At 34.3% G+C, this 26,014-nt stretch carries 25 protein-coding genes; 6 read left to right on the forward strand and 19 right to left on the reverse strand.

From position 1 onward, the window contains the following. Positions 1-18 precede the first annotated feature (18 nt). The gene (locus ROY99_10045; protein ID MDT3696718.1) at positions 19-4,761 is read right to left on the reverse strand and encodes a DUF3631 domain-containing protein; all 4,743 of its coding nucleotides are present in this window, start codon (positions 4,759-4,761) and stop codon (positions 19-21) included. A gap of 160 nt (positions 4,762-4,921) precedes the next feature. Next, positions 4,922-5,251: a hypothetical protein gene (locus tag ROY99_10050; GenBank protein ID MDT3696719.1), complete on the reverse strand. Its 330-nt coding sequence runs from the start codon at positions 5,249-5,251 to the stop codon at positions 4,922-4,924. Between the two features lie 323 nt (positions 5,252-5,574). Between ROY99_10050 and ROY99_10055 the strand changes: the two genes are divergently transcribed. The 6 genes from ROY99_10055 (at position 5,575) to ROY99_10080 (ending at position 9,743) form a co-directional block, all read left to right on the forward strand. After that, entirely contained in the window at positions 5,575-5,793 is a 219-nt protein-coding gene (locus ROY99_10055) for a DUF5659 domain-containing protein (GenBank protein ID MDT3696720.1), read from the forward strand. A 27-nt stretch (positions 5,794-5,820) separates the two neighbouring features. Continuing rightward, entirely contained in the window at positions 5,821-7,980 is a 2,160-nt protein-coding gene (locus ROY99_10060) for a DUF5906 domain-containing protein (GenBank protein MDT3696721.1), read from the forward strand. 433 nt (positions 7,981-8,413) lie between these two features. Then, entirely contained in the window at positions 8,414-8,731 is a 318-nt protein-coding gene (locus ROY99_10065; GenBank protein ID MDT3696722.1) for a hypothetical protein, read from the forward strand. Beyond that, positions 8,697-9,077 carry a hypothetical protein gene (locus ROY99_10070; GenBank protein ID MDT3696723.1) on the forward strand — a complete coding sequence of 127 codons (381 nt, stop codon included), beginning with the start codon at positions 8,697-8,699 and terminating at the stop codon, positions 9,075-9,077. Before ROY99_10065 ends, ROY99_10070 begins: the two co-directional genes overlap by 35 nt. Positions 9,078-9,121: 44 nt before the next feature. Next, the gene (locus ROY99_10075) at positions 9,122-9,310 is read left to right on the forward strand and encodes a hypothetical protein (GenBank protein ID MDT3696724.1); all 189 of its coding nucleotides are present in this window, start codon (positions 9,122-9,124) and stop codon (positions 9,308-9,310) included. After that, positions 9,303-9,743, forward strand: a complete 441-nt coding sequence (locus tag ROY99_10080) for a hypothetical protein (protein ID MDT3696725.1) — start codon at positions 9,303-9,305, stop codon at positions 9,741-9,743. The genes ROY99_10075 and ROY99_10080 overlap by 8 nt, the downstream gene beginning before the upstream one ends. A gap of 78 nt (positions 9,744-9,821) precedes the next feature. On the opposite strand, the gene ROY99_10085 is transcribed toward ROY99_10080, so the two are convergent. The 17 genes from ROY99_10085 to ROY99_10165 all read right to left on the reverse strand — a co-directional run bounded on the left by ROY99_10085 (position 9,822) and on the right by ROY99_10165 (position 25,546). After that, on the reverse strand, positions 9,822-10,880 hold the full coding sequence (locus tag ROY99_10085) for a DUF2231 domain-containing protein (GenBank protein MDT3696726.1): 1,059 nt from the start codon (positions 10,878-10,880) through the stop codon (positions 9,822-9,824). Positions 10,881-10,924: 44 nt separating this feature from the next. Next, the gene (locus ROY99_10090; protein ID MDT3696727.1) at positions 10,925-11,842 is read right to left on the reverse strand and encodes a hypothetical protein; all 918 of its coding nucleotides are present in this window, start codon (positions 11,840-11,842) and stop codon (positions 10,925-10,927) included. A gap of 7 nt (positions 11,843-11,849) precedes the next feature. Beyond that, positions 11,850-12,335, reverse strand: a complete 486-nt coding sequence (locus ROY99_10095) for a hypothetical protein (GenBank protein MDT3696728.1) — start codon at positions 12,333-12,335, stop codon at positions 11,850-11,852. A gap of 32 nt (positions 12,336-12,367) precedes the next feature. Beyond that, the gene (locus ROY99_10100; protein ID MDT3696729.1) at positions 12,368-13,312 is read right to left on the reverse strand and encodes a tetratricopeptide repeat protein; all 945 of its coding nucleotides are present in this window, start codon (positions 13,310-13,312) and stop codon (positions 12,368-12,370) included. A gap of 39 nt (positions 13,313-13,351) precedes the next feature. Further along, the gene (locus ROY99_10105; protein MDT3696730.1) at positions 13,352-13,564 is read right to left on the reverse strand and encodes a YHS domain-containing protein; all 213 of its coding nucleotides are present in this window, start codon (positions 13,562-13,564) and stop codon (positions 13,352-13,354) included. After that, complete coding sequence (locus ROY99_10110; GenBank protein ID MDT3696731.1) at positions 13,558-14,226, reverse strand: ABC transporter ATP-binding protein; 669 nt, start codon at positions 14,224-14,226, stop codon at positions 13,558-13,560. Before ROY99_10110 ends, ROY99_10105 begins: the two co-directional genes overlap by 7 nt. 9 nt (positions 14,227-14,235) lie before the next feature. After that, positions 14,236-15,414 (reverse strand): ABC transporter permease, encoded by a 1,179-nt coding sequence (locus ROY99_10115; GenBank protein MDT3696732.1) that lies wholly within the window; start codon positions 15,412-15,414, stop codon positions 14,236-14,238. A gap of 100 nt (positions 15,415-15,514) precedes the next feature. Beyond that, positions 15,515-16,198 carry a Fe-S-containing protein gene (locus ROY99_10120; GenBank protein ID MDT3696733.1) on the reverse strand — a complete coding sequence of 228 codons (684 nt, stop codon included), beginning with the start codon at positions 16,196-16,198 and terminating at the stop codon, positions 15,515-15,517. 19 nt (positions 16,199-16,217) lie between these two features. Continuing rightward, positions 16,218-16,430, reverse strand: a complete 213-nt coding sequence (locus ROY99_10125) for an SHOCT domain-containing protein (GenBank protein ID MDT3696734.1) — start codon at positions 16,428-16,430, stop codon at positions 16,218-16,220. Between the two features lie 28 nt (positions 16,431-16,458). Continuing rightward, complete coding sequence (locus tag ROY99_10130; protein ID MDT3696735.1) at positions 16,459-17,430, reverse strand: zinc ribbon domain-containing protein; 972 nt, start codon at positions 17,428-17,430, stop codon at positions 16,459-16,461. 74 nt (positions 17,431-17,504) lie between these two features. Then, positions 17,505-17,948 carry a heavy metal-binding domain-containing protein gene (locus ROY99_10135; protein MDT3696736.1) on the reverse strand — a complete coding sequence of 148 codons (444 nt, stop codon included), beginning with the start codon at positions 17,946-17,948 and terminating at the stop codon, positions 17,505-17,507. A gap of 183 nt (positions 17,949-18,131) precedes the next feature. Continuing rightward, positions 18,132-18,548 (reverse strand): DUF1573 domain-containing protein, encoded by a 417-nt coding sequence (locus ROY99_10140; GenBank protein MDT3696737.1) that lies wholly within the window; start codon positions 18,546-18,548, stop codon positions 18,132-18,134. A gap of 42 nt (positions 18,549-18,590) precedes the next feature. Continuing rightward, complete coding sequence (locus ROY99_10145) at positions 18,591-18,929, reverse strand: P-II family nitrogen regulator (GenBank protein ID MDT3696738.1); 339 nt, start codon at positions 18,927-18,929, stop codon at positions 18,591-18,593. 114 nt (positions 18,930-19,043) lie between these two features. Further along, positions 19,044-19,343: a hypothetical protein gene (locus ROY99_10150; GenBank protein ID MDT3696739.1), complete on the reverse strand. Its 300-nt coding sequence runs from the start codon at positions 19,341-19,343 to the stop codon at positions 19,044-19,046. A gap of 12 nt (positions 19,344-19,355) precedes the next feature. Continuing rightward, positions 19,356-22,544 (reverse strand): CusA/CzcA family heavy metal efflux RND transporter, encoded by a 3,189-nt coding sequence (locus tag ROY99_10155; GenBank protein MDT3696740.1) that lies wholly within the window; start codon positions 22,542-22,544, stop codon positions 19,356-19,358. A gap of 18 nt (positions 22,545-22,562) precedes the next feature. Further along, positions 22,563-24,272, reverse strand: a complete 1,710-nt coding sequence (locus ROY99_10160; GenBank protein ID MDT3696741.1) for an efflux RND transporter periplasmic adaptor subunit — start codon at positions 24,270-24,272, stop codon at positions 22,563-22,565. Between the two features lie 14 nt (positions 24,273-24,286). Then, complete coding sequence (locus tag ROY99_10165; GenBank protein ID MDT3696742.1) at positions 24,287-25,546, reverse strand: TolC family protein; 1,260 nt, start codon at positions 25,544-25,546, stop codon at positions 24,287-24,289. Between the last annotated feature and the right edge of the window lie 468 nt (positions 25,547-26,014).

Here is a 26,014-nt window from a genome sequence, read left to right on the forward strand (position 1 = left end):
AGTGTAATTCCGTAATTCTTAACCTTGATATTGATAAACATAATCCTTTAAATGCTCTTTATAGCTCATTCCCAGTTTATCCCAAATCGATGGATATTCGCAGGCTAAAGCTAATTTGCTTCGGTATGCAGCAAACTCTTCAAGCAGAACCTTGTATACCTCTATTCTGAGATCCTCTCTATACCTCATCTTATTATCTGGCTTTACTGGCTGAAACATTTCCTCTGTTTCAGAGAACAAGGTGGTTTCTGGAAAATAATTCAATAAGTCTTGTTTAAGTAACGGCCCTATTCTTAGACAACCAAATCTTATCTTGGAGACATTCTTAGCCTCAAGATTTAATTCTTTCTTCATTCTCTTTGCTAATTCCTGGTATTCTTTAATAAATCCATTGTAAGCTATAACTGGTTCAATGCTGGGACGGATGATGAATCCTTTTGCTTTCTGAATTTTATTAAAAGCATCCATTCTTTCATCAAGCGAGGAAGTATCTTTTTCCCATGTAGTAATGGCGTGATCAGTATTGAATCCTAATGTAACCTGAACTCTATTATGACCATTATATTTTACTAAATCATCTATATCTGCTGATTTTATATACATTGTGATATTAAAATCTTGTTCTCTTTGGATTCGTTGCATTAAAAAATCAAGATGACCAGTCAGGTGATTTGTCCTGACAATATCAGTATATTCTCCAACATTTAATTTTAATTTCAGCTTTGCATTCTCGCTGAAATAAGATCGTAAATCTTTTTTGATTTCATTAACTCTTGGGTAATCAAATTGCAGTCCCATACGACCAATAATATCGGCCAATCTTTTCTCAAGCTCTCTTTTCACATCTTCTAATTCATTAATAGAAGACCTAGGTCTTAGTATTTCTTTTCTGAAATCATCAACAACATCCTTGAATCCCTCTGGAATCTTTGGTAAAGTTTCTTTTTTGTAGAATGAGATTGCACTCCATAGACTATTTGCAAAATCAAATACTAATCTTTCTTTTTTTATTTCTTCTTCCCATCGATCAAGATTTGTATATATTTTTCTCCAACGAGGTTCACCTGTCTGTGTCCCGTGCAGATAACAAAATTCACAGTTACTACTGCAATGGAACTGCAGGTTTGTAGTTACTGTCATACCCTCAACAATATTTCCGGGTGACTCAAAACAGGCAGTAAATGGTGAACTTTCGCTTCTTGTTCCTAGTAAAAGAGTTTCGCTTAAGTATTTGTATCTTTCACTAATACCTAAGCTATCAGGATAAGTTGGTCTTTCACTGCTAACTTTTTCAATTTCAACTTTTGGGTTAAGCTGTTTAACTGTATTGATGATTTGATTTGTGAGTGGTTGATCCTTCGCATTCTCTGTAATTAATAATCTGTTGGGTATAAACTTAGTTGATGCACTACTCTTGGTTCTAACAATACCTTCTGTAGAAAACTCAACATTATATCTCTTTGCGAAATCAGCAAGTTCATTCAGTTTTACCTCATAACATTTTTCATTGCCAGTAGTGTTTTTAACTTCAATGCCGAGTTTATTAAGTTCTCTTGAAAACTTACTTATAGAAATACTTCGCTTTCTGTAATCAGGAAGACTCGTTGTATAATTATAAACATCATTAGTTAAATAATATAAAATATTTTCCCCATCAAGTTCCTTGAGCTTTTTATATCTGACAGATTTTAATGTTGTATTTAGTGCTTCAATTAATTTTATCAGTTCACTCGACTCAGCATCAAGCACTTGGTGATATTTATATTCAGTTTTTGAATAAGCTAAAAGTGAATCTGATATTGATTTTGATTGCATATTAGCAGTGGACTCAATAACATCGGCAATGATAAACATAGGAGCCCAGATGTCATACCTTCTGCTATCAAAATTCTTGAGGTAAGTATTGGCGGAATCGGTAACAGGATATCGCGAATTTATCTCCGGTGCATAATGGAGGGCAAAATTATATAAATCATTCCGCAACGTTTGATGAAAGGTCTGCAGAGATTGGTTGTCTATATAACGCTCTAGTTTTTCCTCCTCAAGTTTCCTTTTCATTTGAATTTTAATGGTACGACTGTCAAGAGTTGCATTTATATCATTTATCCCCGCAAACATTTTGGGAGAATACGTTTTGTATTTTTCTATTCCACCTTTTTTACCGCTTCTGGATCTTGCAACATCTCCACTTTTAGCATAACCACTATTTAGTATGCTCATCAAATCATTAAACCCTGGTTTATTATATTTCTTAAAATCTTCAATTTCATCAAGTAGTAATGTTCTGGAATTTCTGTCAACATCTCGGAACAGGGTTGCAGTTGTAAGCGTTACATACATTGCGCCGTTGAAGCATAATGGTTTTATTATTTCGAAAAGATGAGATTTTCCTGATCCCTTTTCAGCTTGAATATGCACATAAGGGTAGTGACGGAATATCCTGAATACATAAGTTCCTATAATCCAAATTGATAAAAGATCATAAACATTCTGATTATCTATAAAAACATATTTCTTTAAGTAATCTCTAATTTTGTTAAAAAGATCAAACGGGTTTACCTTATAGTTTTTTATGAGATAATTTTCAACTCCTTCAAGACTAAAAAGGCTCTCATCTATGTCTTCATACTTTGTTTCAAGATTTTCTTTTTCCAGATCTTCAAGTTCAATTCTCCCATAGTTTGAAGTAATCACGCTTAGTTCTTCGTTGATATAGATGCCGAAATACATTTTGTCATTTATATAGTCCTGAGCAAGATTCAACTCATTTTTTTTACTGACCGAAGACTTCGCAGTTTTAATAAGTTCATAATTATTTACAAAATTTGCATCAATGGTTTTTGATGTCTTAACTATTTCCTCAAAATCCTGAGTTGATTTTTTACTTCTGACGAAGAAACTTGAAACACTGTTATTTAGTGCAACTTGGGTAAGTTTACTTGCCTTGCCCTTGAATTGAATTGCCCAACGAATTGATTCTTCAACGTCATCAGTAATAATTAAAATTTCTTTACCCTTAATAAGTTTATTCCATTCAGGATGCCACTTTGTTTCTTCTTCTATATTATAAAGAACATCATACCCAACCTGCCGCAGATAAATTGCATCGAGAATATCATTTACAAATAAAAATCTTGTTATGTTTTTAATATTTTTCGAAATCCTGCTGTAGTCCAGAAGTATTGAACAACCAATCACCACATCCTTTTTAGAGGTTTTATTAATTGGAAACTCAACATACTTCATAGCAACAATACCAGCTTGAGTAGCATTCAGAATTGGAAAGATTAACATTTGCTTCTGACCGTCATAACCAATCTGGTAATCCTTAATTGTTGAATCTGTTAGCCCACGATTGTTTTTAAGGTAATCTAACACGGGACTATTTGTTGGATCAAATAGGTTTTGTGAATGATTCTGAATAGTCTGCAAATCTGGAAGAATACCTCCAGCGCTTATTAATTTGAAATAATCCATTACAAACGGTTCAGGTATTCCTTCAACCAATTGATAGAACTGAGCAGGAAATCCAGTATTTTGAGTTCTTTTGCAAGTAAACAAACCACCCTTTTCAATTGTTAAATTTTTCCCAGTGTCATTTAAGATAAAGGGACTGTTAAAGTCATAGATTTCCTTATCGGGTGACTCCTTTAACATTTCAGGATAGTAGGATGAATAAAATTTTTGCGCAGTTGATAGATTTGAATTGCTCATAATATTAGTCCTAATTGAACTCTGTAAATTATTCATTTTACTTTTTATATACCCCCAGTTAACATCATTTAATTCATCGTAACCCATCTCGACTTTTGCCAAGGGTTGGACTGATGACCGTTCCTGAAATTTGCTCATAGAAGCCCAGGCTTTATCAGAGGGCATTACAATATCGATTGTTTCCGCTTGACCGTTTACCAGATATTCCTCTCCACTCTTTATCATATGAGCCTGACTGATAATCGTGTCAGTTCTACTACCAGTCTGTGGCAGTTTATACTGAACGAGATCGTCGAATGAAATATTTTTAACATCATTCCACTGAAAATAATTCAATGCTTTATTCTTCAGTGCTTGTGCACCGGCATTAAAAGTAATTCTTTTTAATTCGTCCAGTTCAGTGACACCACCATAAAATGGCATAGCCATAACTCGAACAAATATATCTTCCTTGGATAGTTTCTCAATAGTCTCTAATCTTTTTTTAATTGTTGGTGTAAAAAGTTCCAAATCACGAAGTTGACTTTCATAGGGAGTTGAAAAACTCATCTCTACCTGAATCATATCCCTCATCACTTTAAGTTTATTAATATGTCGCTCTATTAAATGGCTTTTGGTCAAGATGTGAAGCATCCATTTGTTCCCATTTATCCAATGGTTCTGAAAGACTTCTAGAATTTTCATCATCAGGTCCCGATTCTGATTATCAAGCTCTGTAAGAACTTCACTCAAATAATAATCACTTGTTTCATTTATCTGGACACGCTTTAGATGCTGAGGCAGTGATTTCAGTCTCTCTAGATCTTTATTTAATGATTCAGCTAAATCTATTTTTATCGTTGATTCATTGAAAAAATGGTCTCTTCCACTTTTAGCAAAATTTTTTCGATAGGTCAATGGCGAATAACAAAACTTGCAACCAAAGCTACAGCCCATTGTGGGATTAAGGGTAAATGGAAAGCCATAGGGATAGATACTAGAAGGGGTTTGGGCGTTTAAAGCATTAACTGCACCTGATCTTATTGATGTTTTATGTAATGGGGGCATTAAATATTTTTTAATTTAAAGAGGAGGTCGCACCTGAGTATTCCAAAGATGGTGCATGCTCAATCTTCAACAGATTAAAGGTGCATAATTCCACCGACACTCATCTGGATTGTAATAAATTACAACCATTCATCGCCATTTCTGACAGATACGAACCTCCCTACATTATTTTAGTCTTTCGTCTAATCCTAACTCTTAACGGATTCTGATAGAACTCAACAATTTTAGCACGTCGGATTGTAGTTATTCTTTCCTCTCCAGTAATTTTATTATAGACATGCTTCACCAACCAAGCAATAACCTTATCCCTATGCTTTCTATCTTCAATAAGAAAAACCTCAACTTTATCTACAAACCCATATTTTTTTGAATTCCAGCTCTTTTTCTGATAAATTCTTTTTGCATCTCTATGATACCATCTTAAATCGATGTTTGCATTTGTTACTCGGTAAATATCTAAGTCAAAATTAAATTCAAATTTCTTAATCATATAAAATAGTCTATTGAATAAACTATACTCAAAATATTTTGGGTATCTATTACAAAAATACAATACTAATACATAACGATTGTATTAAATAATTTTGCTCATTAAATATTTTTTCATCAGCACTTGACAGCATGGTCGATAATTAATATATTATAGACAGGACAGGTCTATTGATTTTGTTCTTTCTGAAAACAGAGAAATTTACCAAAATACCACTTCTAAAACTTACCACCTGAAAAATTAAAAACAAATTATTTATAGGAATGCTCTTTCAATGAGAGGGCATTCCACCAATTCAAAGACAACTATCAGAGGTAATGAAAATGTATAAAACGAAAGATTTTTATTTGGCAGCCGTGCTGGTTTTGTATGGTTACAAAATCAAGTATCACGTAAATGAACAGAATAAGTCCGTCTTCTATTTTGAAGAAGATGAAGGACTCCGTGAATTAGTGCAGGACTACTTTTACGATAAGCTTAAAGTATCTCCTCATCAGTTTCAAAGTTCAGTCAAGACTGTGAAAGCACTGATTTACAATTAACCTCCAAATCTTTAGGAGGCACCCAAAATGAAAGATGATAAAATAAATGAAGAAGCATATAAAAAATTAAAATATTCCTATCATCCCGAAATAACATTCGAACTAACAAAAGAGGAAGGGGGAAAGAAAAATAAAGGCTGGTTACTCACCGAGACTAACTGGAAAGAAGAATCTCTCAAGGAAATGGTTAAAACTGTTTCTTACCTGCCGTCAAAACTTAAACACGGTCATAAAATAAAGAAGAATGTCGAAGAAGTATATTTTCTGACATTGGACTTTGACAAGAATGATCCTACTATAGAAGAGTTTAAGAAAAATTGGGAGAAGACACAGTTCTCCTGGTTCCTGCATACAACCGTAAATCACCAGAAAACAATTAGCGACGAAGGCGAAAGCATTCGGGCAATTGATAAATTCAGAGTTATCGTTCCGCTATCAAGACCTATTTCACTTAAAGAGCTGGATAAAATGGAAGAGTTCTGGGAAGAGAAATTTCCATTAATTGATACAACTTGTTTTGATGGTAATCGTTATTTCAAGATGAGTCCGAATGCGATTACAGAGCTGCATAATTTTTATGATATTGATGGTAATGTTGTTTTTCTGAATCCCGATGATGAACAATTACAGGTAAAGAAGAAAAAGTCCGGCAAATCCAAAAAAGAAGAGATAACAATATCCCTGGACGATGAAATATTACTCGAGGATGAGACTACAAAAATTAAAGTTCGTGATATAACTCAGAAGACAAGGATTTTTTGTCCGTTCTGTGACCATTCAACTAGAACACATCCTCATACTCAAAACGCATTCATCGATATCAATAATGCAGGACAATATTACATTTTCTGTTCAACTGAGGATACAACATACTGGCAGAAAAACACGGAAATAGATGCGGCTCGAAGTAAGTTGTTCTGGAATACATCTATTGGAGCTCCCTCTATGATTGGATTTAAATCCGCTAACGGTGATGGCTCGTTATATCTGTTCAAGAATGCGGCTGATTTTGATAATTATTGTATTCAGAATCATATTAACCCGAATATTCGGGATTATCTGCCTCGCAGGGAAATAATATTCAATCCTCAAAGACCAGAGGGCTTGAATGATGAGTTCTATAATCTGTTTGAGGATAGTGAGTATTTGAAAAAAGATTATTCTACCTTACTACCCTTACCCCTTAATCAGGTCATCGAGGAACTTCAGTTACGATGCAAGGTTATTTACGAAATACTTATAAACATATTCGGTGAGAAGAAATTTCTTGAGAGGTTCTTAAACTGGGTCGCTTACATTCTTCAGGAAAGAGAAAAAGCATATACAGCCTGGTTAATTACTTCTAAGATACAGGGAACCGGGAAGGACTTGATGTTCATTCGGATCCTGATGCCGTTGTTCGGAGAAAAACAGTCTCAATTGATGAATGGAAGTCGTATTGCAAAGAACTTTAATAAAATAGATATGAATTGTTTTCTTCGTGGATATAATGAGGTATTCAGCGCAGGTAATGTAAAAGAAAACCTTCATCGCAAGGAGATGTTAAAGGATCTGATTACGGCTCCTTATCAGAGCATAGAAATAAAAGGAGTTGATACATTTCAGACATTCAACTTTATGAACTTCATTTTATTTTCTAATTCGCAGCATCCAATAATCATTGATGATGAAGACAGAAGATTCAACGTAATCAGAAATGAAGAGGCAAAAAAAGTTAGTCAACTGGACATTTACAGAGGCCTGGAATATCTGGAACCTGACATTGAAAAAGAGCTTCCTGAATTTGCCAATATCATTTTCACTCTTGACTTTGATACAGAGCTGGCTAACATTCCGATTGAATCAGATGCGAAGGATAGGTTAAAATCATTATCCAAGGATGAGTATGAGGAATTTGCTGAGAGATTAAAAGCAATGGATGCGGATTACTTTCTTCTGGATGAGATATTTCCAGTTACAGAAAAGGAGAAATTACTTGATCAGTCAAGATCAGAAATAGCTCAGATGGTAATTGATACGATAACTTCTGATGGAGTAATTCCTGCAAGGTATATGAGCAGGATATGCAAATATCATTTTAGCCACCATCACTACAAGTCAATACTTGAGAGGTTGAAATTGAAGGGTATAGAAGAGACAACTAAGAGAATACTAACAGGACCTACGAAAGTATATGAATGTAAGTAATTACATAATCTACCACGCACAGTCAGAGATGGCTGTGCTGGTTTTGTTACCTTTGTTACCTCTGTGTTACCTTTTTGTTACCTCTGGATTGTGGGAATTTGAGCTGAAATTGAAGAAAACAGGGGTTTGTAACTTTGTAACCTGTTTTTAGAAGTCCAGAAAATAAATAAATAATAAATTTTTTTTAAGGAGAGACAAGAAAAAAAATAATTTAATTAATTTCTTTGAGCGACTTGAAAAATGAGGTTACAGAGGTTACAAGGTAACAAATTGCAAATTTAAACTAAAAACATAAGATCGTGTTACCTTTCTGTTACCTTTGTAACTTTTAGCGAGGTCTAGTACAAAGAGATATAAAAAGAATGATTAAAGCGTGGTAGGGACGTTTAATTAAACCACCAAAATACTACCGAAAAATGGAGGACTTAAGAAAATGAGGGACACTAGTTATAGTATGACACAAAAACTAATAAAAACTTTAGGAATTGCTGAAGTAGAAAAAGCCTGGATTGGCAAAGGAATGAATGCCTGGAGAGAACTAAGCGAAAGAATGAATGAGTATGTCAGTCCGTATGTTCTCAGGTATATGAGCAATAAGTATTCGTGGAAACGGATGTGCAATCCAAGATCTGCAATATATAAGGCTGTGGTTATTAAAAAGACAATGCCAGCAGCCTACTATAAACATTTAATATTCCCAACGGAGGAATTAAGAGATGGAAAAAGAAACAATTCAGAACTATCTGAATAATTATCCTGAAATAGTCTACGATGGAATAAATAGAGATTTTAGTAACCCAAATTATGAAAGAGATAGAGAACTATTATTCAATGCAACTGATGAAATTGAAAAATGTATTTATTGGTTGGTTGAGTTCTACAAGCCAAGTAAAACAATGAAAAAACCAAGCAGCACTCTGCAATTGAAATTCTATGTTGAGAAGTTCTTTGGCAAATATATTTCTAATGGTTCTTTTATTTCGGCTGTAAAAATTCTAGGATATGAGTATCACGAATTGCCGGATGATAACAGTATTTATCTATCGTTTGATAAACAGCAGAGAAAAAAATACAGAGAAAAGTTCTTTAAAGCATAGATGAGTTTTTACAAATCAATTAACCAAATCCTGGAGGTGAGCAAATGAACCAAAAAATTAAAGACAAATCAATGGACGATATCCTGAGGGATACACAGCATAACTCAAAAGCACAGGAAGTCTTTCTTAAGCTTCTTGCTAAACAGAAGAAACCAGCTAATCCTTTTGACAAGGTAAGGTCTGAGACCTGGAATCCATCAGGTGAAATTAAACCAGGGCCTGATTATGCTTAAATATATTTATACATTAGCTACACTGCTTGATTCTAAATCAAAGATCAGAAAACATTACAGCCCAGAAACTGTAATTTCTGATTTATTTGATGAAGATCTGGATGAAATAGATTTTATTAAGTCTCTATCAGAACTTGAATTGATTTATGGATTTGAAATCCCAGAGGATCTATACGATAAAACAGATTTAACTCTTGGTGAGTTTGCGGATGAGCTTTCACATATACCAGTAATCCCTGATGAACTTTATCCTGAATTCTTTGATATAAAATTTACATCAATGAAGCTGACTAAAAGATATATTGAACTGGAAAATAAAACAGATGCATATTCAGTTCGTGAAAAGAATGAGATTAGTAAAAAGTTTGATGAACTAACACTTGAGTTGAATATGCTAATGGAATATGAGAATAAGATTTATTTGATGAATTAGATCCTTAATTCCCATTTGCACAAATTATTTTATCAACTAGTAATTTCTAAAATGGAAATATCATTCACCTAAATTTTATTATTGTAAAGATTGAACTTCTACTAAGCTTAGATAAAAAATACCATTTCCATTAATCCGGATTCCAACACCCCCTGATTCAGGTTCGGTTCCATGCCCGTGAACTACCATTTTATTGTTAATATAACCTCTGAAATGAGTTCCTTCGCTTACAACTTTTATTTCAAGCCAGTCTTTATTAGTGAATTTCTCTTTTTCAAAGATTTTAATTTCGCCATTGCTTTTCCTCGATAGAGAAATTTCTCCATCTTTTAGACCGAGAAAATCATAATTGTTTTTATCCACAAAGTGATGAATCAATTCTAACTCACCAGTAAAATCATCAATATTAATTTTCGCTGTAACCTGAACACCTTTTAATTTATTATCATAAATGAAAATTGATTCAGGTACCTTATGAAACATTAAAACAGATTCAGCAGGATCAAACATTGGACTGAGTCCATCCAATGAACCTTCTATCCATTTGAATTTTTCTGATAGTACTTTAATTATTCCATTATCCGCAATTAGTTTCCAGGAACCATTTCCATTTATAGTAAAGGTTGAATCAGATATATGTTCTTTTTCTGTGGTATCATTTTTTTGTTTTTCTTGTTTGATAAGGTTTCCAGTCCCTACACCATATCCGAATACCATCTGTGCGCCGTGATCGCCTGTTTGATATAAGAAATAAATACCTAAAATACCGATAAGAACAATTGGTATAATGAAAATCTTTTTCAAAGATTTAAAAAAGATTCCGATTGACAATCTTATAATTGTGTAAATGCTAAAAAACCATAATGTAGTTTCAGCCCAATCGGCGTGTTCATTTATTGCTGAGAATGCATTAGCGGGAATTTCAATACTATCGGAAGCGGCATTGCCTGTAATAAACGCAATTACTGCCGCTATTGTTCCTAAAATATAAAGCAGAAATGCTGACTTTCTAATCCAATCGGATTTTGACAATAGCAATCCGGTAAGATCTAGCAATACTGCAAGGATTAAAAGCACAATCGGAAAATGAATAATCATCGGATGAATATTCGGTGCCCAATCAGGTAGTAATTTCATAACAACCTCCTTATTAATTTTATGACTGAAAAATAATTGCGAAATTATAAACTGAAATTTATACCTGCGCTCAAACTAAAGTCCGGACTGTAATTACTTAAACCTTTAGAACCAATTAAAGATAAAACCATTGTATAGTTTAATTTAAAATTAAATCCAAGAGATAATCGTCTCGGCGGTTCATAATTATCGAGTATAGATGTATAGGAAAGAAAATAAAGCAAAACAGAATTTCCGTTTTCAGAAATAAATTTTCCCAATCCAATTCCATAAGTAAATGGATTTTTATAATCTATTCCATCAGGATCTCCGAATTTTATAAATCCGACTTCAGCTAAAAGCACAAAAGATTCAATTGATCGTCTCACATTTGCCGAAAGACTATAATCAAATTTTCCTGTACCAATTGTTGTGCTTGCGGAAGCAGTTGGAAATTTTATACCCGGAGTAATATAAAGGTCTATAGGATTATTAATTTCATTAAGAAACTGGTATGATCCGTATATATAAAAATCACCTAAAGATATTTGCGAATTCATCATAGAACTTTGATTAACAGAATTATTCCCACCGTGCATATTACCACCTTCATTTATCATTCCTCCGTTGCTTTCACCTTCTCTGCCTGTTGGAATAATCATCATCCCGGATTGTGTAAACCCGGGACGATTTTGTGCTATCACTGGAATATAGCTGTATAAGGAGAAGTTTTCATTTTGATAACTAATTCCTCCATAAAGAAAATAAAGAGTGTTGTATTCATTATAAAAATAATTTCCGCCTGTAACCTGGAATGATGTTGATAAAATCCACCCGGAACTTCTTTCAGAGAGGTATGATTGACCATTCACTTCAACAGGTAGAATTATGACAGAAAATATTACTATAAACAATCTGGCTACGGCTTGGCGCTTCGCCAGGACGAGAGAGGTTACTAAAAAAGAATTAATAAGAGTTCTCATCTTTAATTTATTTTTCTTCCATAAGTTTTTGAGTTTCTTCCATATTACTCATCATATCTTCAAAGTTGCCCATCATCTCATCCATATTATCCATCATTTCATCCATCTTGTTTTGGAATTTTTTATTGTTCATCATTTCTTTGTTTCCCATCATATTTTGCATATGCTGAGTCACTCCTTTCATATTCACAGACATTTGATTCATAGATTCCATCATAGGCATCATATTTTCGTTCATCATACTTTGCATATGCTGTTGCTGCATATTCATCTGCATATTCTGATGCTGCTGATGCATTTCATTCATATTCTTCATCATTACGTTCATTCGTGAGGATATGTCATTCATCCTGTTCATCATATTTTGCATATTCTGCATTTGCATATTCATTCCCTGCTGCTGTCCGCCGTGCATCCCGTGATCGTGCTGAGCGATTACGTTAAGGTTAAGAACCGCCATTAACATTACAGTTGTTAAGATTATTAACTTCATTTTAATTCTCCTTAAAGTTTTAAGATTATGTTTTATTTTATATTAAGAAGAGAATAAACCATTATTTTAGAATTATTCTCATTTAGTTGTTTCGCTTTTACAAGATATAGTCGTGACTCTGATTCATCACCAATAATTTTATATAAATCGCTTAACATATAATATGCATCCGCTTCCTGTGGATAGTTTTTAATTTCAAGAAGTGCATATTTAATAGCCGTTTTTATTTTACCTTCCAGATATTGCTGGCTTGCCTTCAAAATATTTAAATGCTGTAAGTCTGGTGAGATTGCTTCTAATCCATTCAAATATTCTAACGATTTTTTAAGTCTGTTCTGATTCTGATAAATAATAACTAATCCTTTTCTTGCTTCGATTAGATTATTATCTAATCTCAACGCTTCAAAAAAATATTTTTCAGCATCGGTGTATAGATTTTGAGATAAATAAAATAATCCGAGAGTTTGGTAATTTTCACTGTTGTAAGGATTGATAGCGATTAATTTTTTCAGAGTGTTTACAGCTTTTGGAAACTCACCAATTGTTCCGTATAAAACACTCAAATTGTAAAGTGCTTGCTCATTATCAGGTTGTATATTTACCGCTTTCGCAAGAAGACTTTCTGCTTTATCAAAATTCCCGTCATTAAGATTTATAACGCCAAGACTTATTAGTGCGTCTTCATCATTTGAATCCAATTCCAATACTCTTTCATAGTAGTATTGAATCATTTGTATATTTTGTTTTGCTATAGAAATTTCAGCAAGATACTTTAATGTATTTATATCATCCGGCTTATTATTTAGTGCTAATTGAAAGTAATCTTCTGCTTTAGGAATATTTCCTTCAAAAAAATATTTAACTCCTTTATCATAAGATTGGTTGAATTCTTTTTCGGCTGCTGACTCTGAACTGTCTTGTGCTTTTATAAAAATAAAAGATAAAAGCACTTCAACGAGTATTAAAATTCTTTTCATATCATACCTCAGCATTGGTGGAATTTCTTCAATGTAATATTATTCGTTTGATTGTTCATTCTTATTAACCTTAGCGTGTATTGCTGCAAAATATTTTTCGGGATCAGCTTCAAATTTTTCTTTGCAAGGATATGAGCAAAAGTATAATATTTTGCCCTTGTAGAAATCTAAATCAGCAGCGTATTCCGGGTCTATATGAATTCCGCAAACCGGGTCACGAACAAGGAAATCTTTCTTACTTATTTTTAGCATACCAATTTTCCATCAGATAGATTAATATTTCTGGATGAGTATTTTTTAAAATCTGCATTATGAGTAACCATAATTATGCTCTTACCAGCTTGATTTAGGTGTAAAAAAATGTTCATAATATCTTCACTGGTTTTGCTGTCAAGATTGCCGGTTGGTTCATCTGTTAAAAGTATAAGCGGATCATTGATAAGTGCACGTGCGATTGCTACTCTTTGCTGTTCACCACCGCTTAATTCATTAATCAACCTCTTTCTTTTACTCTCAAGGTGAACTTTGTTTAAAATTGATGATGCAAGTTCAGCTTGCAGTTTTTTGGAGTGACCGTTTGTTGCAAGAGGAAGCTGAACATTTTCTATAACTGTTAAATATGGTATTAGCTGAAAAGATTGGAACACAATCCCGATATACTCTCTTCTAAAATCGGCAAGACTATTTGGAGAAAGATTGTAAATATCAATTTCATCAATAATAATATTGCCGTTAGTAGGTTTATTTAGTCCGCCAATCATTGTAAGCAAAGTGCTTTTGCCGGAACCGGATTCACCCATTAAAGAAATGAATTCACCTTGTTTTATTTCTAATGAAATATTGTTTACAGCCGTAACTTTTTCGTTACCGCTTTTGTATTCTTTTGTAAGATTATTTATTTGTATTAAGCTCATATCATTTCCTCACAAACTTCTGAATGCAACAGTAGGATCGAGCCTGGCTGCTTTAAGTGCGGGGAGAACACTTGCAAGCAGCCCGGCAGTTACAGCCAGTCCGGCTGATATGAATAATAAAGTATAGCTGAAATTAATTTTTATGCTGTTATCCATACTTAAAATCGGAGTAATAATTTTTGCCCCGGCAATACCGATGAAGAAACCAAAAACACCAGCAATAAAACTTGCTATTAAAACTTCAAGTAAAATGATTTTAATAATGTGCCACCTTCTGAACCCTACCGACATAAAAATTCCAATCTCTTTTGTTCTTTCATTAACTGAGGCATTAACATTTGTGAAAACTATTAAAAGGGAGATAATAAGAATTACCCCAGAGATACCAAGTGAAAAATGTTCAAAGCGATGTATCGCTGTCATTTTGGATTCGATTGATTGCTTAATGGCGGTTACTTTGGCTCTAGGTAATTTGCCGGAAGTTTGTCTTACAATTTCTTCGATTGGGCAATCGTAGCAGCGAGCAGCTATTTCAATTAAGCTTAACTCATTCTTTTTATTAAAAAGATCTTGAGATTTTTTTAGGTCAAGAAATATAAGAGCATCATCCTGCGAGCCCGTTTCCTCTAAAATTCCAGAGATTAAAAATTCTTCTCCATTAAGATTTATTTTCTGATTTAATTTTGTTCCTAAAAGTTTTGAAACTTCATTGCCAACTAAAATTTCATTCTCCTGCGAAGGATACTTGCCTTTTATTCTCCACCATTTCTTCAATCTTATTTCATCTTTAAAATTGATACCTGCAGCAACCATATTTTTTTCATTGGTTCCATTTAAAGTTATAATCTTTACAGAGTTGAAAAGCTTCGGTGCAATTACGCTTAGGTTATCTTTATTTTTTATTGTTTTAATTTTTTCTATGTCTTCCTGATTAAGATTGTTGTTTTCAAATGTTAGTCCTGTTATGGATATACCACCATAGTTAAGATTCAAACCATCACTTTGAGGTGTAATAAGCATATTAGCGCCGAATTCATCAAGATTTTCTGCAACACTTTTATTTACATTTTCTGAAACAACATACAGTGTTACAAATGATGCAACAGCCAGCAGCAACCCAATTACAAGGAAAGCCGTTCTTGATTTCCTTCTTCTTAAACTCTGCAGAGAAATGTTATATAGTTTCATCTATTTAAACTCCATTGAAGGGTACAAGGTAAAAAGTATTTCTCCTGACTTCCCATTTTTCCTCCAAAAGCGGATTTCGCTTCGCTTAACATTTCTCATTTTAATTCCTTCTGGTCCAGCTTGTTACAGCGTATTCATCTATCTGAATTTCATTTCCAACAACTTTACTTGGAACAGGGTCTGGTGGATATTTACCACACGAACCGCTTATTGCATCAAGATTATTTAAATCCCAGGTAGTACCGCAGGAGTTGCAAATTAAATTACTTCCCTGAATGTGAAAATCTTTTGAGTCGCAAGGCTCGCATAAGCTTATTGCAGTTACTACTTTACCGTCCTCTGTAAGATAAGCCAGAAGCGGAATGGAGGAGTTTGTGCCCTGGTAATCAAACTTTACAAACTTCTTTTCTTTTACAACATCAAGAGGCAAGATAATTTTCCCATTCTGTTCAAATGCAATTGAATAGAAATGATCGAACCGGGTAAACGGATAGTTTACAGCATTTGTAATTTTGGGCTGCTGGTTGATTACCGCTTCTTCCTTTGAGGGCTTTGCATTGATATAAAAAATTATTGCACTAACAAATAAAACTATTACTCCTGCCGTTATAAAACCTTTCTTATTACTACCGCTTCTTTGATTAAGAACTTTTTCTCTCTTTGAATTATCTCTATTATAAGCTACAGACGGTTTATTGTAAATTTTATGACCGCAGGAAGGGCAGAATATTACCTTTCCGTTTATTTTTTCACCGCATTGTGGACAGTAATTAATTTCATGCATATTATCACCTATATTCAAATTAGTTTAACAAATCTTTTTTCTTTTCTTCAAACTCTTGTTTATCAATTTCTCCTTTAGCATAACGCTTCTTTAACAGATCCAGCGGTGTTTCGCTGGATATATTTGGCATACTGCCACGCGAATTATTTGAATAAACAAGAATGATTACTACAGCAATTATTATTATCAGCCATAACCACCACATTCCCATAAAGCTCATATCGTGAAACATTTTTTTCTCCTTTCTTCAATCATTCTTTCTATATTTTTTTACCGCCGTATTTTTTATCTACAAAGTCAATTATATCATTCACTGAATATTTATTTTCATTAATCTTTTCATCAATAAATTTCTTTACTTCTTTAGCTCCATTCGGATGAGGGCAGTTGCAATCCTTCAGTTCGTCAATTCTGCATTGACCACATGGACAGTTAAATGCAGAGTAAATCGTATACCTGTCTGAAATCGTAGCTTTGTTATTTGACGTTGCAGGTGCTGGCGAAATAGGAGGAATTATATTATTGGAAATTTGCAATTGGTTGGGATTCCAAACCTTTGAAGCATCTACATTAAAAGCAGATGCAAACTCTGCCTTAAGCCAGCCATATTTATTTGCAACTGCCACAACTATATCCTCTGATTTCTGATTTTGTTCTAAGTAATCACGGATAAATTGTCTTTCTTCCACAGCACGACCACAAGTACATACTTCAAGCGATTCCTCATTACAGGTTCCACAGGAACAAACGAACTTTGAAGCTATCTCAAATACTTTTGCTTCAACAACAGGATTACTGCTTTTTATTTCAACGGGAATATCTTTTGTCTGAGGACGAAATATCAAATCAAATGAGGTTGCAAGTATAACTGAACCTAAAACAACTCCCACAGTTATCCACAATAATTTTAGATTTTTTAGGCCGGAAAATTTTCTTGCCTGTTTTCTTTTAAAACTGCCTTTCGATTCCCGGTGCAACTGCTTTTTGCTTTTCCCTTTTTTACCCGTGCTGGTAACAGCTTTGCTTTGTTCAGCAAAGTTTTTTCTTTGTCCAGCATTTTTATTTAATTGATGACCGCAGGAAATGCAAAACTTATTTTCTTCATCGTTTTCTGCTCCGCAATTGGGGCAGTCATTCCCGGAAGTATTTTCTGCCACTATCAATTCATCACCGCAATTTATACAGAATTTATTTTCTTCTTTATTATTTACGCCGCAGCTATTACAAATCATTTTATCATCTCACTTTAATCTCACCCCCATCTTCTCTCCGTATCAAGGAGAGGAGGGGGGAGTGATGGAAAGGTTTATTCTTTTACTTTGAAATTATGTTTAACAAGATTTTCTTTTGCTTTTTCGATAGTAACCTCTTTTAGTTTCATTCCGCAAAGCGGGCATTCACCAGCTTCATCTGATATGACATTCCAGTCCATCATATCCTGAAAAACTTTGCCATCTTTATTTTTATCAATTGCTTTAAGGTCTATTTCACCTTCTCTTACCCAGGATTCTTTATTTGTTTTGCTGGAATCCATCTTCATATTTTTATGATCTTTCATATCCATATGTTTATGACCTGATTTAGTGCTGTCCATTTCCATATGTGCTATTGTCATCGTTTCTGATTCATGACCTGAACAGCATCCCTTTGCACACTCTTTCTTTTCTTGTTTATCAGTTTGTTCCTGTGCAAGCATGAATGCACTAAAGAAAGAAACAAGTGCGATTGTGATTAAGAGTTGTTTTGACATTGTGTTACTCCTTTTGTTGATTGTGAATTATTTAATTTATTACTTTCTTGTCATCCCGAACTTGTTTCGGAATCTTCTTCTGTCATAAAGATGCTGAAACGAATAACGCCACAGCAAAGATTTTTGTTAGTTGTTTCATTGTACTTTCTTCATTATTAATGTATATGTTATTTTTTGAATTAATTATTTTAATGTACTGGATTTCTCCTTTTTAATCACATTTCCTGTAATAGCAAGTTTTATTATGCTGTTATCAGGATCATTTGTACTAACGGTAATAGTTTTATTCTGCTTGCCTGTTCTTCCTTTTGAATCAAATGATACTTCAATTTCTGTTGACTCACCGGGTTTTAGTTCGTGCTCACCAACGACTACTGCGGTGCATCCGCAAGAAGCTTTAACATCCTTTATTTTAAGGATATCATTACCTTCATTAGTAATTACAAATATTGTTGTTACAACCGAGTCCTGAACAATATTGCCATAATCATAACTCATTGGATGAATCACTGCCTTCGGTTCGAACTGCGCCCATACAAAACTTGAAGAGGCAGATATTATAATAATGAGCAAAAATATTTTTAGTGAACTGAGTTTCATAACCTATTCCTTTTTAGCTGACAAATTTTTTAATTCTAAAAATCAAAGCGCTTCAGCACCGTGCTGTTTGGTTCTAATGCTTATAGCGTCTGTAATATCGGAAACGAAAATTTTTCCGTCTCCTTTTCTACCTGTATGAGCATTCTCTAAAATTACAGTTACAAATTTTTCGAGCTCTTCATCTGAGCAAACGAGTTCTATCTTAACACTGCTGCAATATTTCTCGCAGTAATCAATAGACATTTGTGAGCGTTCGGGATCTACCCAACCTCCGATTGTAGAAACATCTATGATCGTCATTCCCTTAATACCCGCTAATTCAAGACTAGAAATTACCCTGTCTGCCATATCCGGTCTTATGTATGCTTTTATTTCTTTCATTACTTTCCCTTTTTATTATTTGCAGCAATCTTTGCCTTGAGAGGCTTTTTTGAATTTTCTAACACCAAAGAAAATAAACAGACTTATCACACCAGTTAAAACAATATATTCCATCTAAGCATCCTTTCCATTTAATTTATCTTCATAAGCTTTTGGATTTTTTAGGAATGCCTCATCGCATACTTCACAGCAAAAACCGATTATTTTATTATTATAAATAAGTTGAGTTATCGTTGAATTAATTTCCTCACCCTCAACAGGACAAAGCTCATTTTTCGGTTCAGTAATTTTTCTATCCAAAGGATTTACTTCTATTACCTTTTCATCAGAAAAAACTTCAGTGTTATTTTGCTGAGAAAAAGTTAAACCGGCTGCTACTATTAAAATTGATATTAAAGCCAAAATTTGTTTCATTTTTTTACCTCTTTAATTAACTGCAGGATTTAATTGTTCTTGTTCTTTCCACATTTTTCTGACTTCACGTCTTTTTAATGCATAGAATATTGCCGGGTAAACAGTAAGCTCCATTATAAAACTTGTAAGAATTCCACCTACCATTGGTGCAGCAATTCTTTTCATTGTATCAGAACCAACACCAACACCTATTAGGATCGGAAGCAGACCCAGCATAGTAGTTAATACAGTCATCATTTTAGGGCGGACTCTCTTAACAGCGCCTTCGAAAATTGATTCTTTCAGGTCTGCCATAGTTTTTAACAATCCATTCTTCTTAAATTTTTCGTAAGATATATCGAGATATAAAAGCATTACTACACCGGTTTCTGCATCAACGCCTAGCAAAGCTATTATACCAACCCAAACAGCAACACTAAGGTTGAATCCTGCAAGGTAAAGGAACCAAATAGCGCCCACCAGAGAAAAAGGAAGTGCAAGCAGAACAATACCTGTTTTCAACATCGATTTTGTGTTCATATAAAGAAGCACAATTACTATTAAGAGAGTTAGAGGAATAACTAACGAAAGATGAGCAGAAGCTCTTTCCATATATTCATACTGGCCGCTCCATTTAATTGAATAGCCGGGGGGAAGTGTAATATGTTTGTCTATTGCACTTTTTGCATCTTCTATAAATGAACCAATATCAGACACAGTAAGATCCACGAACACCCAGGTGTTAGGTCTTGCATTTTCAGATTTGATCATAGGAGGACCTTTAACTACTTCAATGTTGCCGAGTTCTTCTAATGGAATATTCCCGCCGCCGGGAATCGGGACCAATACTCTTTTTAAAGATTCTATATTTTCTCTATAGTCTCTCTGATACCGGAGGTTTACCGGGTACCTTTCAATCCCTTCAACCGTTTTTGTTATATTCATGCCGCCGACAGCGGACATAAACACATCCTGAACATCCTGAATATTCAATCCGTATCTTGCAATTGCTTCTCTATCAATGTTAAAGTCAACATAATTACCACCTACGGATCTTTCTGCATAAGCAGAGCGCGTGCCGGGAACTGTTTTAATAACTTCTTCAACTTGTTTACCAAGATCTTGCAGAATATTTAAATCCGGTCCTGCTATTTTAATTCCTACAGGAGTTTTAATTCCTGTAGAGAGCATATCAATTCTGGTTTTAATCGGCATTGTCCAGGCATTTGTTAAACCGGAAATTTGAACAGCATTATTTAATTCTTCAATTAATTTTTCGGGCGTCATTCCTTCACGCCATTGGTCCTTCGGTTTTAGTTGAATAGTGGTTTCAATCATTGTAAGTGGAGCCGGATCAGTAGCTGTTTCAGCACGTCCAATTTTTCCGAATACCGTTTCTACTTCGGGAAAAGATGCAATGATCTTATCAGTCTGCTGTAATATTTCTCTGGCTTTTGTAATTGATACTCCGGGTAAAGTTGTAGGCATATAGAGAAGATCGCCTTCATACAACGGCGGCATAAACTCTGATCCGATCTTTGTAAAAGGAATTATTGTGACAAGAATAACAGCAAGTGCAGTCCCCATAACCCAATATCTTCTTTTCATTACAAAGTCAACAACAGGATGATACAGTTTTACCAAAAACCTTGTAATAGGATTGTCTTCTTCTTTTCTCATTTTACCACGTACAAAATATCCGAGTAAAACCGGCACAATTGTAACGGCTAATATTGCAGCGGCACCCATTGCATAAGTTTTTGTAAAGGCTAACGGTTTAAATAGTCTTCCTTCCTGCTGCTCAAGTGTAAACACGGGAAGAAAAGAAACGGTTATAACAAGCAGTGAATAAAATATTGATGGACCTACTTCCTTTGCCGACTCCATAATTATATTCCAATGAGGCCTTTGCTTTTCTTTCGGCTTGTCCTGGTCTTCAGACATATGCGACGCAGCATTTTCAACAAGAATAATTGAGGCATCTACCATTGCCCCGATCGCAATGGCAATTCCGCCAAGTGACATAATATTCGCGTTTATTCCCTGCAGCTTCATGATTAAGAATGAAACTAAAACTGCTGTAGGAAGCGTAAATATTGCAACAAAGGAGCTTCTAAAATGAAGTAAAAAAGCAATGATAATAAGTGCAACAATTATCGTTTCTTCGGTAAGCGTCATTTTTAAATTATCTATTGCGCTATTAATTAATGTTGACCGGTCGTAAGCCGGAAGAATTTTAACATCAGGCGGCAAAGATTTTTTTAATTCTTCAAGTCGCTCTTTTACTTTATCAATAACTGCAAGAGCATTTTCACCGAATCTTATAATTATAATGCCTCCAACCGTTTCTCCCTCTCCATTCCATTCAGCAAGTCCTCTCCTTAACTCTGGACCTATGCCTATACTTGCTACATCTCTTAGATATATTGGAGAGCCGGTATTCGGGGAAACACCTATCGAAATATTTTTTAGATCTTCTTCATTCTTTATATATCCTAATCCTCTCACCATATATTCCATTTCGCCCATTTCCATCAAACGACCGCCAACATCATTGTTGCTTCGCTGAATTGCCATTTTTACTTTTTGCAGCGGAATATTGTAAGAAGCTAATTTTGTAGGATCTACATTAACCTGGTATTGCTTAACATAACCGCCAATACTTGCTACTTCTGCAACTCCCGGTATAGAAGTAAGTTCATATTTCAAAAAGAAATCTTGAATTGAACGCAGCTCCTGTAAATCTTTTTTATCGGATTGAAGCACATATTGATAAACCCATCCCAATCCGGTAGCATCGGGACCAATCTGCGGACTAACGCCATCTGGAAGCGCACCTTTCAAGCCGCTCAGGTACTCAAGTACACGGCTTCGGGCCCAGTATATATCCGTTCCATCCTCAAAAATTATATACACCATCGAATAACCGAACATTGAGTAACCTCTAACATCCTTTGCATAGGGAACAGAAAGCATTTTAGTGGTAAGGGGATAAGTAACCTGATCTTCAACAATCCGTGGTCCCTGTCCAGGGTATTCGGTTAAAATTATTACTTGAACATCGCTTAAATCGGGAAGTGCATCTATAGGCGTATTAGCCACAGCCCATATTCCTGCGAATATTAAAGCTGTAGTTAATATTATAACCATTACTTTATTATTTATTGACCATTCAATAAGTTTGGCAATAATACTTTCTTTATTTCCGGTGCCAGGTACCATCCAAAATCTCCAGTGTTTTTATTTTACTTTAAATTCGTTTTCAATTAAGTTTTTCTTTGCTTCATCAAGAGTAACTTCCTGCAACTCCATATTGCAAATAGGGCATCTACCGGGTTCATCAGAAATTACGTTCCAATCCATAACATCCTGAAAAACTTTTCCATCTTTATTTTTATCAATTGCTTTCAAATCAATTACTCCGGTTCTTATTAATGGGGAAGAATGTTCATGACCGGAATGAGATTCCATATCTTTATTCATTTCCTTATCACTTTGTTCCGGCATATCCATTTCTTCTTTATCAGCATCAGACATTGTATCAAGTTTATGTTCGGGTGTTTCTTCTTTCTCCGGTGTTTTTAATTTATCAGCACCTTTAAACTGACTAACTGCAGCTCTCAGATTACTCTCCGAATCAATTAAGAATTGAGCTGATGTTACTATCTTACTTCCTTCAGATAATCCTCTTATAACTTGATAATATCCATCTGAATAATCACCTAGAGTAATTTCCTGCGGTTTGAATTTTCCTTCACCCAATGCAAGAATTATTATATCTTTTCTTCCGCTTCTTATTACAGCATTTTCAGGTATAACCGGTTTAACTCCTAAATCTTTTCCTTTAATAACTACGTTGGCAAACATTGAAGGTTTCAGTTCGCCTTTAGTATTGGGAATATCTATTCTTATCTTTACTGTTCTGGTTTTCGTTTCAAGTGTGGGATAAATGAATGATACTTTCCCTTCATAGACTTTTCCGGGGAAGTAATTAAATCTAATCTCAGCTTTAGAGCCTTCTTTTATTTTAGAAAGTTCATACTCATAAACGTCCGCTGTTAACCATAGATTAGAAAGATTAGCAATTTTTAGGAGCGGCATACCAGCCATTATTTTCTGTCCATCCAGAATATTTTTTTCTAAAACGGTTCCGCTGCTTTGTGCATAAAGTGTAACATAAGTTTTTACTTCACGTGTCTCTTTAATTTTTTCAATGTCGCTTTCAGGTATTTCCAAAAGCTGAAGTTTTCTGACAGCATTCTTTAAAAGCTCATCGCCGCTTTCGCGAACCTCATCGAAACTTGTCTTGTTCACCGCTTTCTGATAATTAAGTGCTGTAATCAACTCCTGTTGGGCAGCAACGAGTTCAGGGGAGTATATGTCCATCAGCTTTTGACCTTTTGTAACAGGCTGACCTGTATAGTTTATGTAAAGATTTTCAACCCACCCGTTAACTCTTGTTGTAACTATATACTCTGTTTTTTCATTGGTGGTTAAGATTCCATTTGTAACAACTTCTGAGGAAAGACTTTTCTTTTCTACAAGCGCAGTTTTAACATTCATATTTTGAACAACTGTTGGATCTATTGAAACAATGCCTTCAGCGCCTGCTGCATCTTCATAAACGGGAACCAGATCCATCCCCATTTTTGATTTTCCGGGTGCATCATAAATTTCATTTGGGTCCATCGGGGCGCGCCAGTAAAGAATTTTTCTTTCTCCACTAATCGTAGATGACCCTGTTCCTTTTTTCGGAAGCAATTTCATACCGCATATAGGGCAATCCCCTGGTTCTTCGGATATTACGTCAGGATGCATTCCGCAGGTGTAAAGCTGTTTCTCAGATGTGTTTGTTGAACTATCCCCACCGTTAGATTCAATTATAAAGTACAATCCAACTGCTATTATTATAAACGCAAGTCCAATTATTATTATGATTTTCTTTTTCACTTTTATTGCTCCTGTTAAAATTCTATTCCTGTTAAAAATTCAAGTTCGTTAATTTCTTTTAGGTATTCTGATTTTAACCTGTAAAGGTTTGTCTCTACCTGGTATAATTTATTTTGTGCATCAACTACGTTGATAAAATCAATCTGTGCAACCTGATAGCTTGAAAGAGATGCAGAATAAGTCTGCTGTGCCTGGGGAAGCAAAGCTTCTTCAATCAGCTTTATTCTTTCCTGCAGAGTGTTAAGCTTTGCAATTGATGATCCAAAAGTTCCGTTTAGCATTTGTAAAGATGCCTGATATTGTTCCTCATACATATTCTGCATTGCTTCTGCTTCTTCAACTTTTGCGGTTACTTTGCCTCCATAATTAAGCGGTATGGAAAGACCAACCATAACAGAAAAGAAATCATCCAGAGGCATATTTGTTTTTTCAATTTTATCTCTGAATGAGTACTGCAATGACAAATTGAAGTTGGGATAGTAATCATATTCTGCAAGATCTTTCATCAACTCAGCTTTTTGTTTTGCTAATTGAATACCTTCGAGAAAAGGTCTGTAAGATTTAGCGAGAGAATCAAGCTTATTCTGAGTAATTTTTAAATATTCAATTGAAGGAAGGTCATTTGTATAGATAAATGATTGAGCATCTCTTAAAAGCTGTGCATTTATCATTGAAACGAGAGAATTTTCTTTGCTCTTCATCTCTTCAATTCTATCTGTAATATTTGTTATTTCAAGTTCAACTTTTAAAAGGTTCTGCTGGCTTGCCTTCGAAACGGAGTAATTAGCTCTGACAACTTCCGCTATATCTTTCAATAATATTTTGCTCTCATTTGCAACGTCAATTGCTTTTCTGACGAACACCAGTTCCCAATAATTCTGGGAGATAATCTTTTTGATTTCATTCTCTGAATCTGATATTTCTTTGGTAACAATTTCAGCATCTTTTTCAGCTACATCCGCAACAGAGCCCAGCTTGCCCGGAAATGGAAAAGCCTGGCTTAAACCGACTATTTTTCCTGTCATTGGTTCCTGTGTAAAAGAAAATGAATTAGTGGGTAAGTTCATTAACCCGAGAGTAAGCATCGGGTCGGGCAAATTTGAGTTTACTTCAATCCTGCTCTCAGATGCATTATACTTTGCTTTTAACATTTTTAATTTGGGACTAACCAGAAGTGCCTGGTTTATTAAAGAATCGAGAGAGCTATCATTTGTTTGTGAATAGGAAGAAATAATTCCTGCAAACAGAAGAAACAATACAAGAGCTTTAGTCATAAAAATTTCCTGATTTATCTTTTTTTATCCTTAAAAACTTTTAAAAAAGTAACAATTAATCCGGTCGTAAAAACCAGGTAACCCAAATACCATATCAAACCATTTTCAAACATTTATTTATCACTACTTTTCAACATTTGAAATTTCTTATGAAACTCTGATGCCAAAGAAAAAACTATGGAATTGATTTGAAAAGTGAATTTTTAGTTTTGATTTTTAAAGCGGTTTTTTAAGGAGTTTAAATATTTTTAAAGTTCTTAAAAGTTCGAGTGCTAAAATATTTTAGTTGATTTAAAAAATGCCCGGCTATGTGTGCAGCCGGCATTTTAAAAGTAAAAGACGCTTATTTAACAACATAAAGCCGTAAGATTAAACAGCTATTAAAAATGAAATTCTTAATAGCAGGAATAGGTTTTTTAACAACAATAATTGATTGTCATTATTAATTAACCTTTCATAAATAATAAG

Source organism: Ignavibacterium sp. (assembly GCA_032027145.1).
Classification (GTDB): domain Bacteria; phylum Bacteroidota; class Ignavibacteria; order Ignavibacteriales; family Ignavibacteriaceae; genus IGN3.